A 14,464-nucleotide genomic window follows, 5' to 3' on the forward strand; every position below is an offset into this window, starting at 1 on the left:
ACTAATTATGATATGAAAAATATAAAAGCAATAGATATTGAAGTGTGCGGACAGACAGTCATCCATCCGGATGTCATTCAGCAGGTGAAGTCGAAGATGCCTGATCATGAAGCAGTCAAAAATTTAGCGGAACTTTTTAAAATTCTTGGAGATCCTACACGAACAAGAATTCTCTATGCGCTGTATGACTCCGAAATGTGTGTATGTGATTTAGCTGCTTTATTTTCAATGAGTCAATCATCCATTTCTCATCAGCTGCGGGTGTTAAAACAGGCAAAGCTGGTCAAATATCGTAAAGAGGGAAAAATGGTTTTTTATTCACTTGCAGATAACCATGTGATAACAATCTTTGAACAGGCATTTCAACATGTAAATGAAGGATAACGCCAGGAGGTGAGGAAATGGCTGAATCAGGAGTAAAAAAAGAGTATCTTTTAGAGGGCTTAGATTGTGCTAATTGTGCAGCGAAAATCGAAAGAAATGTGAGTGGATTAACGGGTGTAACAAATTGTTCCGTTAATTTTGCAACAAAGACTCTTAAGCTAGAGACCGAACCAGATGAAACTGGACAGATTATCGCTTCTACGGAAAGCATGATTAAAAAGCTAGAACCTGATGTGAAAATGAAAGATAAAAGTAAACCCGTTTCGTCTCGTCAGACGTTTTATCTAGAAGGCTTGGATTGCGCGAACTGCGCTATGAAAATTGAAAAACAAGCCGGTTTATTAACGGGTGTGTCAACGTCACATGTCGATTTTGTTTCAAAGAAACTTATTTTAGGTACTGAAAAATCCTACGATCTATCCGCTGAGGTTAGTGAGATTGTCAGAAAGCTAGAGCCTGATGTCGTGGTAATTCCAGAACAGGACTATAAGTCAGCGAAGGAAGATACTCATAATCACGGATCTTCAGGAATAAAAGTTCTATTGATGAGAATTGCGGCAAGTGCAGTGTTAACGTCCATTGCTGTTTTTGCTGGTCTGCCACTTTTCGCGGAACTTAGTTTATTTATACTAGCATATATCTTTGTCGGCGGTGATGTACTGCTGAAAGCCGGTAGAAACATATTCCGAGGTCAAGTGTTTGATGAAAATTTTCTTATGGCGATTGCGACCTTAGGCGCCTTTGCTATTGGAGAATACCCTGAAGCAGTGGCTGTTATGTTATTTTATCAGGTAGGTGAGCTGTTCCAGAGCCTGGCTGTGAATAAATCTCGAAGGTCCATTAGTGCTTTAATGAACATTCGTCCAGAATATGCAAATTTAACTACAAAAGATGGCACAATTAAGGTGTCGCCAGAAGAGGTTCATATTGGTGATTTAATTCTGGTCAAACCTGGTGAGAAATTTCCTTTAGACGGAGTCGTAACATATGGCAATGCTGCTGTAGATACCTCGGCACTTACCGGTGAGTCCATTCCTCGGGATGTGGAAGCAGGCAGTGAGGTTTTGAGCGGCTTTATTAATAAAGATGGGGTTGTAACCGTAAAGGTCCAGAAAGAATTCAGTGAATCAGCGGTTTCAAAAATCCTAGAGCTAGTAGAAAATGCAAGCAGTAAAAAGGCACCAACAGAGAATTTTATTACTAAATTTGCCCGCTATTATACACCGGTTGTAGTAATAACGGCCCTGATACTTGCAGTAATACCTCCATTGTTCATCACAGATGCGCTGTTTTCTGATTGGATCTACCGTGCATTAGTTTTCCTTGTGATTTCTTGTCCGTGTGCACTTGTTGTTTCTATTCCTCTAGGATTCTTTGGAGGAATCGGGGGTGCTTCTAAAAAAGGGATTTTAATCAAAGGAAGCAATTATTTAGAAGCGCTTAACGATGTAAAATATGTTGTTTTTGATAAAACGGGAACGCTGACTAAAGGTGTTTTTGAAGTGACGGAAATTGCCGCAGCGGCTGAATTTTCTAATGAAGAATTACTAGAATATGCAGCCTTCGCCGAAGTTCATTCAAGCCACCCTATTGCGTTATCCATAAAAAAAGCATATGGAAAAACAGTAGATGAGAAGATGCTGCAGGATTATCTAGAAGTAGCTGGCCAAGGAATTAAGGTTACTGCTGAAGGAAGGGAAATTCTTGCTGGTAACCGTAAATTGATGATTGAAGAGAAAATCAACTTTGCGGAACCCAAAGAAGGTACAGTTGTTCATGTAGCGGTTGATAGAAAGTATGCTGGATACATCTTGATCTCAGATCAGGAAAAAGATGATGCGAAAACAGCGATTCAGCAACTGAAGGCATTAGGCATTAAGAAGACAATTATGTTGACTGGAGATGCAAAAGGGGTAGGAGAAGCAGTTGGGAAGAATCTTGGGATTGATGAAGTTTATGCCGAGCTGCTTCCACATCAGAAGGTCGAAGAACTAGAAAAACTATTTGAACGGAAATCTCCGAAGGAAAAATTAATCTTTGTTGGAGATGGAATTAATGATACACCCGTTCTTGCAAGAGCTGATATTGGTATAGCTATGGGAGGACTTGGTTCAGATGCGGCAATTGAAGCAGCAGATATCGTCATTATGACAGATGAACCCTCTAAAATAGCAGAGGCACTTAAGCTCGCCAGACGTACCAAAGGGATCGTTTGGCAAAACATCATTTTTGCTTTAGGCGTTAAAGCGATTTTCCTACTTCTTGGCGCATTTGGAATTGCAACCATGTGGGAAGCCGTATTCTCCGATGTAGGAGTAACTGTCCTTGCCGTGCTTAACTCAATGCGTGTACTGAAAGTGAAAAATTAACATAGAAATCGAGTGTAGAATCGTTCTGATTTTACACTCGATTTTTTGTTGTTAGTTGCGGATAATAAAAAAATGTTTTATAGTATTTACAAGAAAAAAATGGAATTGGAGGGTTTTATATTAAAAGATTATCTGCCATTTTTTTATCACTTGTAATAATCCTTGGTTTTACATTGATGACAAATGAAACAGCGGACGCCAGACCGAATAAAAATAAATCATATAAAAATTGTATGGCATTAAATAATGTATATAAGGGGGGCGTGGCAAAATCTCGAACAACTAAAAATAAGGGAGCCAAAATAAAAAACAAACCATTTGTCTCTAAAACACTCTATAATAAAAATAAAAAAAATGACCGTGATAAAGATGGAATAGCATGTGAACGATAAGTGCGCTAGATGCTCATGTTAAGGAACAGACAAACATGATGCTTCAAGCGCCTTTTTTGTTTTCATTTTCTAAGGCAACCCATCTAAAAAAATCTCACCATCCTGTGCACTTCGGGCTTATAGAAAAATACATACTTTGAAACATGTGCTGGTCGATTATAGCTAGATTAAGAAAAGAGTGTGTGCAGAAATGAGGGAATGCTGTGCACTTCGGGCTTAAAGGTGTGCAGAACAGCCTTAAAACTGTGCAAAACAGACCAAAAAGTGTGCAAAAGCATTTTGAACCTCCGGAGAAATAGGGGTAATTAGGGTTTACGACTAAAGTGAAAAAGAAAAACTGCCGAGGATTCCTCGACAGCTGTTACGGGTAGAGTGATATTGATTAGTCAGTTTACACCGACCGCTGTAAATGCATTTTTGACTGTGGTCGTAGCTGCACTTGTGGATCCATATAAATCAGATGCTGATTGCACAAGTGCTGCCCGAGCTTGCGAGAAGGTAGACCAAGAGGTCAAATAGACCGTATTCGCTCTGTAAAAAATTGCTCCCAATTTATCCACACCAATTCCAGTAACGGACACGTTATGATGGGTACCGCCGGCTGCAATTAAATAGGCAGCTTTATTAATAATCCCGCTGTTTGTGTGTACTCCACCGTTATCCCCTGTTCCTATATAACGATTCTCATAATAATCCGGGTCACCATTTAAGGCAGGGTTTTCCATCGAACGCAACGCATCACCGGAAGTATTCGGTGTGTAGATGTCTTCTCCAATTAAATAGTCAGCTTCACCTGCTTGGTATTTAAATTCGACGACCGTTCCAAATATATCAGAAATGGCTTCGTTTAATGCACCTGATTCATTTTGATAGATTAAGTTTGATTCAGTTGATGTGACCGCATGAGTCAACTCATGGGCAACGACATCAAGACCGCCCGATAACGGAATAAAGGTAGTTCCGTCGCCATCACCATATACCATCTGTGAACCATTCCAAAAAGCATTATTATAGTTGCGGCTATAATGGACGGTCGATTTAATGATTGCACCGCTGCCATTATAAGAATTACGATTAAATGTGGATTTATAATAATCATACGTTTTTCCAGCATAGTAGTGAGCGTCGACGGCAGCTTTGTTAGTAGTTGCGGTAAACGCATTGCTTGTATTGCTTACAAGTGTTCCTGGGAGGCTTGTCCGATTATTCGCGTTATAAGTGAAAATCCCATTGCCGCGAGTATTGTCTTGTAAATAGTAACTTCCACTTGCGAGCGTTGTATTTAATGGGGAAACAGCATTATTTAATACGCCTGTTCCACTTCCGACTGCATTACTGCCAGTCACTTCGTGAAGTGTATTGTACTTATTTAAAATTTCACCCGTAGTGACAGCGATGAAATAATAATAGTTTCCCGGTTCAGGATCAAGGAAATTTAGATTTACCTTAAAAGCAAAATTCGCCTTGTCGCCATCTGCATAGACAACTAGTTCAGTAGTAGGCGATTGCTCATAGTCTGGGACAAATCCTAAATCAGTTTCAGCTAGCTTAACAGCTTCTGCTGAACGGATACCCTTTTTAGATTTTTTTCCTAATTTGTCTTCAAGATTGGCTTCAACTGTTCCAGAAACAACAGTCAACACACCTTTTTTATCAATAACTGCGGCCTGAGTAGATCCCCAAACTGGTACGCCTTCAAAAGTCTGCTGAAGCTTTAATATCGTGTTGCCAAGTTCATCTGTGCTTTGCTTCTGAATGATAAAGGAGTCTTTCGCCTTCTTTTTACCTATCTTATAGGCGTTTTTATTTTTCTCGAAAAAGGCTAGAAGGATATCTTCGGCTTTGTCTGAGGAAGGCTCAGACAAATTACCAGCTTTAAATTCTAACGAATCCTTCTTCTTGTTATACCGTTCTTCGCTCAACACATTTTTTGCTGCGAAAGCTTGTTGCTGGGGAATAACAGAAAATAATAATCCAACAGATAATGCCGTTCCTAACAATACTCTACCCTTCATACGTTCAACTCCTTCATCAGATTAGTCTATTTTTATATCAATTTTCAAAAATAGACAAACCCCTAAAGTCCAGAAAAAAGAGTTCTTTTTAGCGTATTTAAACGAAAAATATAATATTTAATAGAAATCTTTCAGTTGAATATTCCTCTGGTTATATTTATTCACTTTCACTATAATTGGTAATATATAGAATAGCAGAATTTAAATAAAGATAGTTGGGAGATATGGGATTGATAAAAAATAGACTATACCTAGCCAGTTCAATTGTTGTAATCTTATTTCTGGTAATCTTTGGAAAAGAAGTTAGTGCTGCGAGTAGTGAATCTCAAGGGAAATCGAAACATAAGCCAATAACGGTTACGGTTACGGGAGATATATTATTAGATAAGAGTGTAGGGGAAAGAATTAAAGAGTTTGGAGTCGATTACCCCTTCAAATCAGTGGGGCCGATATTAAAGAAAAGTGATCTTACGGCAGGAAATCTAGAAACGTCAGTTACGGTTAGAGGGACCGCTCAACAAAAGCAGTTCACATTCCGCTCTAAGCCGAGGACATTAAAGGGCGTGTATAATGCAGGTTTTGACATGGTTAGTTTAGCGAATAACCATACGCTGGATTACGGACAGATAGGACTTACTGATACAATGGCTAATTTGAAAAAATATAAAATTGGCTATAGCGGCGCAGGAAAGAATGAAAAAGAAGCGTTTCAGGCGTATCAGAAAGTAGTCAATGGGAAGAAAATTGCGATTTTGGGCATCAGCAGAGTTCTTCCAGAAACAAGCTGGATGGCAGGAATATCTAAACCAGGATTGGCAAGCGGTTATTCACCTGAACCGATGATGAAATATGTGAAGAAAGCAGTAAAAAGCTCTGATTATACGATAGTCATGATTCACTGGAACAAAGAAAGTACGGATTATCCGGAGGCTTATGCCCGTGAAATGGCGAAGAAGTTTATTGATGCTGGAGTAGATGCAGTGGTAGGCAGTCATAGTCATACGTTAATGGGAATTGATTATTATAAAAATAAACCAATTTTCTATAGTATGGGTAATTTTGTGTTTACGTCTTCGAGTGCTAAAAGCTCGGAAACAATGATGGCGACTATAACCTTTGATAATAACAAAGTAGGTATTAAGCTTATCCCTGCAAAAATAGTAAATGGACAGCCAAAGCTGATGAACGATGCCTATAATCAGAAAGTGATCAAGAAGTTGAATGGTTTATCAACCCGTGCGAAGATCTCAAAGAGTGGAAAGGTTAGTAAAAGGTAAGGTCTCTTTTCATCTAAAGATTGGGATACTAAGAATATGGTAAGAGAGGCAACTAATTATGAAATCTAGGTTAGCCCCATTTAATTCATTAAGAAATCAAATTTCCATTGTCTTTATTCTGGTAATGATTATTGTTTTAGGAATTGTAAGTATTTTAACTTTTAACTTAGTGGGAGTCATGCTAAAAACGAATGCTGAAAAGCAAATCCAACAAACTGCCGTCCAGGCAAATGGGCGATTTGATACGTTATATCAACAAATTGACATGTTGACAAATCAGGTTGTAACAAATGAAACCGTTCAAACACTTATGCAAAATATAATGAATGGAGAAGAACTAGAAGAAGTTGAACTCCAACAACGTCAATCTTTATTGAAAGTAGTCAATACATTTCCGGCCTATTCAAAAGGTATTCATTCTTTTGAGTTATATACAGCTGACAAAATCAGACTGTTTCCGATGGATAAAAAAAAATTAACTGCACGAATTGAACCGAGTTGGATTGAAAAGGCCAATTCTGCTAAAGGCCAGCTTGTCTGGATTGGGGATGACTTGAAATATCCCGATTCCTTTCTAGCTATACGTAGAGTAAGCATAATGAACCAATCGTTCTCCGGAGGCGGATACTTACTAGTAAGAGTGGAACGCAGTTATTTACAATTTTTAGAGGTAGATGGGGAGAGTCAGGGAAATGAGACTCATATTCTACTAGATAGTATGGACAATCCAATTAGTGATAGTTATGAAGGAGATAGTAAGAAGCTCATCAATGAATACCGCCGCACCATTAGCGTCAACAAAAAGGATTTTCTAATCATCAAACATACATCTGAAATCACAGGCTGGACGCTTTTTATCTTAACACCCGTTGATGAACTGACTAGAGGATTCACCAGTTTAAAGATAGCCATTTTAATATCTGGTATTATTGGTTTTCTAATTTTTATCTTTTCATCGATCTTTATTTCAACGATGATAACGAGGCCAATCTTCAACTTAACTAAAGCAATGAAACACGCAACAGAGGGTGAGCTGGTGACAAATCCAGATACTTCATCAACGCTTGAAATCATGGAATTAAATCAAACGTATAATCAGATGGTCGAAAATACAAATTATTTGATTCAGGTTGTCTATGAAAAGGAAATAATGAGAAGCCGAACTGAGTTGGAAGCCTTACAAGCCCAAATAAATCCACATTTCCTATATAACACGCTGAACGCCTTTTACTGGTCGCTTATCGAAAAGGAAGAGGAAGAGCTTGCCGAGAATGTTGTTGCCATGTCAGATCTCTTTCGGTACACGATCAGTCATCCCAAGAAGGATGATTGGGTGACTGTTGGAGAAGAACTAGAACAAATTGAAAGATACATGAAGTTAATGAAGATGCGGTTTGGAGATCGGTTGATTTGGCGGATAACCGCACCAGAGGATAGTTTAAAGATCGAAATACCAAAACTTATCATTCAACCATTAGTTGAAAATGCAATTCTACATGGTATTGGAAATCAATTAGGTACAGGTACCGTGTTTGTTAAGTTGGAAAGGTTCCCCAATAACATAAGAATTTCAGTTATAGATGATGGACCAGGGATGAGTAAGCAAACAGTTGAAAGTATTCAAGAATCAATTGAGGGAATAACTTCTTCAGTAAAGAAGAATGGCATGGCACTTGTAAACGTCAATAAGCGACTGCGCCTCTACTACAATGATGACCCTGAGGCAGGACTCTCGATAACGAGCCAATTAGGCCAAGGGACCTGCGTTTCCTTTAGAATACCTATTAAAAGGGGCTTTTATGATGGCTGAAAAAAGGATTTTAATTGTAGATGATGAACCGAATACTAGAAAAGGTTTAGCTAAAATGCTCGAAGTCTGGTCAGCGGGCAGGTATCAAATCCTTCAGGCAGAAAATGGTCAAGAAGCAAGGGAAATAGTTGAGAAAGAAAAAATTCATTTGTTAATTACGGATATCCGTATGCCTGAAATTACCGGATTAATGTTGGTGGAAGGTTTTAAGAAAGCAGGGAAAGATTTTGTTGTCATTATCATTTCCAGCTATTCAGAATTTACGTATGCACAGGAAGCGATTCAGCTTGGGGTGAAGAACTATTTATTAAAGCCTTTAAATAGACAGAAATTGATTGAGGCAGTTGAACAGGCCTTGGTAGACGAAGAAAGAAATGAAAGAAATGGCGTTATTGAAAAAGTTATTGACGAACATCTCTACCATATAGAAGTTAAAAATGATCAAACACGCTTACCAATAAAAGAAGCTTGTCAGTATATAAATGATCACTTAAACGAACCGTTGAGTCTGAGGGATGTGTCACAATCTGTCCATTTAAACTCAAGCTATTTCAGCTTCTTATTTAAAGAACAAATGAATGTCACCTTTAGTGAATATGTGACGCGGAAACGACTGCAAGCCGCTAAGAAATTATTAATGTGTACAGATTTACAAATAGGCGATATATCGGCTGCAGTAGGATATAAAACTGATAAATACTTTATAAAATTATTTAAAGAACACGAAGGAATGACTCCCAGTAAATATCGAAAAAATGTTTGAAGAGGGTCTAAAGATAATGGGGTTTTCCCCAATCGTTGTGTCCTTACCCTTGACTAGTAATGATGGTAAACTTTGAGTGTAAGCAATTCAAGGGGGGATTAAAGATGAATAAGAAAGCGCATACATTACTATTGGCGCTCATGTTAGCGGTATTTTCAATACTTACTGGCTGTTCTAGTTCAGAAGAAACAAATGGAGATACGAAGAAGACGATAAAATTCATGCATCTTTGGCCTGCAGGAAGCGCAAAACAGCAAAATAAAATTTTAACTGACATTATTAAACAATATGAGACAGACCACAAGGATATAAAGGTGGAAGTAGAGGTTCTAGATAATGAACAATATAAAAATAAAATTAAAGTATTATCTTCTTCCAACGAGCTTCCAGATGTAGGGTTTACATGGGCAGCTGGTTATTTAGAACCCTTTGTAAAAGGTGAATTATTTGCTCCCCTCGATGACGTTCTAGACGGTGGATTAAAGGAATCATTTGTTGCGGGTACTACTGAAGCGTATGCGATTGAAGGAAAAACATATGGACTTCCGTTGGAATTAAATATTGCCCCAATTTACTATAATAAGAGTATTTTTGCTAAATATAATTTAGAAGTTCCTGAAACATATGAAGAGTTTGAAACTATTGTGAAAACACTCGCTGCTAAAGGAGTGGCACCAATAGCGCTTGGTAATAAGGACCGCTGGACAGGGTCGCTGTGGTATATGTATCTGGCTGATAGAATCGGCGGATCAGAAGTGTTAACAAAAGCTATTGATCGTACAGGTTCATTTGAAGATCCAGCACTTAAAACAGCGGCTGAAAAAATTCAAAACTTAGTGGATGAAAAAGGATTTATTAAAGGCTTTAATGGTCTGTCAAATGATGAAGGTAAATCAGAATTCATGAATGAAAAGGCCGCTATGTATCTAATGGGCTCATGGGAACTGCCAAATTTCACGACAAATGAAGAAATAGCTCAAGAGTTTAAGGATAATATCGGATACTTTAAGTTTCCTGTTGTTGAAGGTGGAAAAGGGGACATTAACAGCTGGGTTGGCGGACCAGGTGTAGGAATGTTCGTTTCTGAAAATTCAAAGGTAAAAGATGATGCAAAAGATTTTGTTAAATTCTTCGTTGAAAAATGGGGAGAGCAATCGGTGACCGATGCTGGGGTGATACCTGCGACAAAAGTTGATACAGCAAAGGTTGACCTTCCTAAATTTTATATTGACGTATTAACTGACTTGAATAATGCCAGCAATCTAACACTCTTTGCTGATGTACAAATGAGTGCATCTGTCGCAGAGACTCATTTAAATCTAATCCAGTCACTGTTCGGCAAGGAAGTTACACCTGATGATTATGTAAAACAGCATGAGGAAGCTCTATCTAAGGAATAAGCTGACGGCAGGCAAATAGAAGAAAGGACATGCCGCAATATAGAGGGATGTCCTTTCTTTTTCTAAAAACAGGAACATATGTTTTATTAAAGGAGTTGAATGATTGTGAATAATGTGATGTCAAATAAGAAAATTATTGCGATTTACGTACTCCCAGCACTAGTGTTAATCCTCGCATTAATATATGTTCCTATTGTTCTAACTGGTTATTACGGGTTGATGAAATGGGATGGAATCGGAAAGATGGATTTTATTGGTCTTACTAATTATACCACCCTAATTAAGGATCCAAAATTTTGGGGTAGTGCCTACCATTCATTTTTACTAGCCTTATTTTCAGCAATCAGCTTAATTGGTTACTTACTGATTTCAATCATACTGGCTGGGAAAATTAAGGGCGCAGATTTTTTCAGGAAAATATATTTAATTCCCATGTTACTTGCATCAGTAGCTATTGCCCAGTTATGGTTAAAGATTTATCATCCTACGAATGGAATCTTAAATAATTTATTGACATCTTTAGGGGTGGAAAATACGCCGGAATGGCTTGCGGACCCGAAAATTGCTTTGTTTGCTATTTTCATTCCAATCATATGGCAATATGCTGGATTTTATATATTGATCTATTATGCAGCACTAAAAAATATTCCCGAAACATTAATTGAAGCAGCGAAGATTGATGGAGCAAGTGCCTGGCAAATTGCTGTGAAAATTAAGCTGCCTCTGATTATGAACGTAATCAAAGTTACGATTGTTCTTGCTGTCGTTGGTTCTTTAAAATATTTCGATTTGATTTATGTCATGACCGGCGGGGGACCAAATGGTTCTAGTGAAGTAATGGCTTCTTATATGTATCATCAAGCATTTAGAGGATTTGACTTCGGATATGGAAGTGCCATTGGATTTTTCCTATTAATTATTTGTCTGGTGGTTACATGGGTGATCACTAAGCTTACCGCTTCTGACGAAGACGCTAATTATTAACTAGAAGGAAGGAGGAAACACGATGAGCAGTTTACAAACCAAACCAAGTGCACTACCTGGTAAAAAAACAAGCAACCCTTTATCAGGAGTAGGAAGTAAAACAGCATATAGTCTTTTATATGTGGTATTAATCATTCTAGCGATCTTTCAAATATTCCCTATCGTTTGGCTGTTTCTTTTTTCTCTAAAAAACAATCAGGAAGTATTTAATATGTCTCCGTTGTCTATTCCAACAGATCCGAAATGGGAAAATTATGTGCGGGTATGGACAGAAGGAAATATCAGTCAATACTTTCTTAATAGTGTAGTGTATACCGTATCTGCCGTAGTCTTAACGGTATTATTAGCGAGTATGGTGACTTTTGCAATAACACGTATGAACTGGAAATTGAATAAACTCGTTCTGGGTTTATTTATGGTCGGACTAATGATTCCCGTTCATTCAACCTTGATTCCTCTATTCAATACATTTTCTAAACTTAATCTGATTGATAATCCGCTATCCATCATTTTGTCATACACAGCTTTTAACTTGCCGATTACGATTATGATCTTATTGGGCTTTTATCAAACACTTCCGAAAGAGGTTGAAGAAGCTGCTGTAATGGACGGGGCATCTGTTCACCGAATCTTTTTCCGGATTTCCTTACCCATGTCGATGCCAGTCATGGCAACAGCAAGCATTATCAATATGATTTATAACTGGAATGAATTTGTTTTTGTTAATACGTTTATTAGTTCAGAGAAGTACAAAACATTAACCGTCGGCATCCAAAACTTTATTGGTCAATATACCACAGATTGGGGAGCAATCGGAGCAACATTGATGATCAGTATTCTCCCAATATTACTAGCCTTTTTAGTAATGAGCAACCGGATTGTTGAAGGAATCGCAGCGGGATCTGTTAAAGGATAGGAAACAACAAACTTAAAGAAAGTGGTGAAAAGCATGCCTGAAAACCTTTTTTTTAATGCACATCATTCTCCTATTGGCGCTTTTTCAAGTTTTACCTTAGGCTTTCCAGGAAACGGGGGAGGATTTGATTTAGAATTGGGCCGGTCACCAAGGCAGAATGTTTTTATTGGAGCAGAATCTCTTTCTAAGGAAGGGATGTATGAGACATTTCCGTTTTTCTCTCTTCCCGATGAAGATGAAAGTAAGCGATATGATATCGAAAATCCTGATCCTAATCCTGATAAACCACGAATTCTGAGTCCTTTTCCCAAAGACGAGATTACACGTGAATTCAAGCTTGGAACAGATACATGGGCTGCTGGAGATATGACCTTTACCATCTACTCGCAGGCAAAAGCGGTTCCAAATCCAGAGACAGCAAGTGAAGAGGAATTGAAACAGACACTTGTTCCAGCTGTTCTTGCAGAGTTTACGATTGATAACACAGGAAGCTCAAAGTCGCGGCGGGCCTTTTTTGGATACCAGGGCACCGACCCCTATAGCTCAATGCGGCGTCTTGATGAAGCGTCCTCAGGCGTAAAGGGAGTTGCACAGGGACGATTAACAGCCATAGCTACGAATGATTCTAGTGTGAAATCTGCGCAGCACTTTAGTTTAGAGAATATTTTAACGGAAACACAAGAAGAAAATTGGACATTCGGTCTTGGTTCGGTCGGAGCACTGATTATGGACGTGCCTGCGGGAGTATCTCGTACCTATCAATTCGCATTATGCTTTTATCGCGGGGGACTTGTCACAGCAGGCATGGACAGCTCCTATTATTATAGTAAATACTTTTCTTCTATAGAGGATGTTGCCTCCTATACATTGAATCGTTTCCAGCTGTTAAGGGATTCGGCTATCGAGGCAAATCAATTAACAGAGAGAAAGCATTTATCCGATGATCAAACATTTATGCTGAATCATTCCATTCGCAGTTATTATGGAGCAACGCAGCTCCTCGATACTGAAGATAAGCCTTTCTGGGTAGTTAATGAAGGTGAATATAGGATGATGAATACCTTTGACTTGACAGTCGATCAGTTGTTTTTTGAATTAAAAATGAATCCTTGGACAGTGAAAAATGAACTTGATATGTTTGTAAAGCGTTTTAGCTACCACGATCGAGTGAGATTTCCTGGTGAGGAAAAAGAATATGATGGAGGAATTTCTTTTACTCATGACATGGGTGTAGCAAATACCATTTCTAGACCAAAGTACTCTTCCTATGAGTTATACAGTATTGACGGGTGCTTCTCCCATATGACTCATGAACAGCTTATTAACTGGATTCTTTGTGCTTCCGTCTATTCAGAGCAAACGAAGGATCATGATTGGTTACAACGTAATATGGAAGTCTTAGAAGCTTGTTTTCAAAGTATGCTTAATCGAGATCATCCTGAGCCGAACAAAAGAAATGGAATTATGGGTCTGGATTCATCAAGAGTCATGGGCGGTGCAGAAATCACAACTTATGACAGCCTTGATGTTTCACTTGGGCAGGCACGTAATAACTTGTATCTAGCAGGAAAATGCTGGGCCTCCTATATTGCTCTCGAAAAGCTGTTTACTGAAAATGGAAAACCTGAGCTTGGCCAACTAGCGGGAGAACAAGCAGTGAAGTGTTCAGAAAGTATTGTCAGTTACCAGACTCCGGAAGGGTATATTCCAGCTATTCTTGGTGAAGGGAATGATTCGAAAATAATTCCTGCTATCGAGGGGCTGTTGTTCCCTTACTATATGAATTGCCGTGAAGCTTTGGAAGAAAACGGTCGATTCGGTCCGTATATTCAGGCGCTGAAACAGCACTTTGAGACAATTATGACAGAAGAAAATTGTCTGTTTGAAGATGGAGGCTGGAAAATCTCCTCGACTAGCAATAATTCATGGTTGAGTAAAATTTATTTGTGTCAATTTATCGCTAGAGAAATATTAGGCGAAGTATGGGACGAGGCAGGTGCTAGAGCGGATAAAGCCCATGTAGAATGGTTGACACACCCTGAATTATCAATATGGAGCTGGAGTGATCAGATTATCTCAGGAGAAATAGCAGGAAGTAAATATTATCCTAGAGGGGTTACCAGCATTCTTTGGCTGGATGAAGCCTAAAGGATG

General features: G+C 38.5%; 11 protein-coding genes. 10 read left to right on the top strand and 1 reads right to left on the bottom strand.

Annotated features, from left to right (window positions below):
- Window positions 1–12: 12 nt before the first annotated feature.
- From MHI18_RS17250 to MHI18_RS17260, 3 genes are all read left to right on the top strand, one after another.
- On the top strand, window positions 13–384 hold the full coding sequence (locus MHI18_RS17250; RefSeq protein ID WP_340850316.1) for an ArsR/SmtB family transcription factor: 372 nt from the start codon (window positions 13–15) through the stop codon (window positions 382–384).
- Window positions 385–401: 17 nt separating this feature from the next.
- Window positions 402–2,753, top strand: coding sequence for a heavy metal translocating P-type ATPase (locus tag MHI18_RS17255; protein ID WP_340849069.1), 2,352 nt, complete (start codon window positions 402–404; stop codon window positions 2,751–2,753).
- Window positions 2,754–2,929: 176 nt separating this feature from the next.
- Complete coding sequence (locus tag MHI18_RS17260; protein WP_445670010.1) at window positions 2,930–3,145, top strand: excalibur calcium-binding domain-containing protein; 216 nt, start codon at window positions 2,930–2,932, stop codon at window positions 3,143–3,145.
- A 386-nt stretch (window positions 3,146–3,531) separates the two neighbouring features.
- Here the strand turns inward: MHI18_RS17260 and MHI18_RS17265 are convergent, their stop codons facing one another.
- Entirely contained in the window at window positions 3,532–5,160 is a 1,629-nt protein-coding gene (locus tag MHI18_RS17265) for a M4 family metallopeptidase (protein ID WP_340849071.1), read from the bottom strand.
- Window positions 5,161–5,393: 233 nt separating this feature from the next.
- Between MHI18_RS17265 and MHI18_RS17270 the strand changes: the two genes are divergently transcribed.
- The 7 genes from MHI18_RS17270 to MHI18_RS17300 all read left to right on the top strand — a co-directional run bounded on the left by MHI18_RS17270 (window position 5,394) and on the right by MHI18_RS17300 (window position 14,458).
- A complete protein-coding gene (locus MHI18_RS17270) occupies window positions 5,394–6,437 on the top strand; it encodes a CapA family protein (RefSeq protein WP_445670042.1) in 1,044 nt (347 codons plus the stop codon).
- Between the two features lie 58 nt (window positions 6,438–6,495).
- Window positions 6,496–8,247 (top strand): sensor histidine kinase, encoded by a 1,752-nt coding sequence (locus MHI18_RS17275; protein ID WP_340849077.1) that lies wholly within the window; start codon window positions 6,496–6,498, stop codon window positions 8,245–8,247.
- A complete protein-coding gene (locus MHI18_RS17280) occupies window positions 8,237–9,010 on the top strand; it encodes a response regulator transcription factor (protein WP_340849079.1) in 774 nt (257 codons plus the stop codon). Before MHI18_RS17275 ends, MHI18_RS17280 begins: the two co-directional genes overlap by 11 nt.
- Window positions 9,011–9,114: 104 nt before the next feature.
- A complete protein-coding gene (locus tag MHI18_RS17285; RefSeq protein ID WP_340849081.1) occupies window positions 9,115–10,410 on the top strand; it encodes an extracellular solute-binding protein in 1,296 nt (431 codons plus the stop codon).
- Between the two features lie 105 nt (window positions 10,411–10,515).
- Window positions 10,516–11,394, top strand: coding sequence for a carbohydrate ABC transporter permease (locus MHI18_RS17290; RefSeq protein ID WP_340849084.1), 879 nt, complete (start codon window positions 10,516–10,518; stop codon window positions 11,392–11,394).
- Between the two features lie 22 nt (window positions 11,395–11,416).
- Window positions 11,417–12,310, top strand: a complete 894-nt coding sequence (locus MHI18_RS17295) for a carbohydrate ABC transporter permease (protein ID WP_340849087.1) — start codon at window positions 11,417–11,419, stop codon at window positions 12,308–12,310.
- A gap of 33 nt (window positions 12,311–12,343) precedes the next feature.
- A complete protein-coding gene (locus MHI18_RS17300) occupies window positions 12,344–14,458 on the top strand; it encodes a glycoside hydrolase family 52 protein (RefSeq protein ID WP_340849090.1) in 2,115 nt (704 codons plus the stop codon).
- Window positions 14,459–14,464 lie beyond the last annotated feature (6 nt).

This window comes from Peribacillus sp. FSL H8-0477 (genome assembly GCF_038002765.1).
Lineage (GTDB): Bacteria > Bacillota > Bacilli > Bacillales > DSM-1321 > Peribacillus.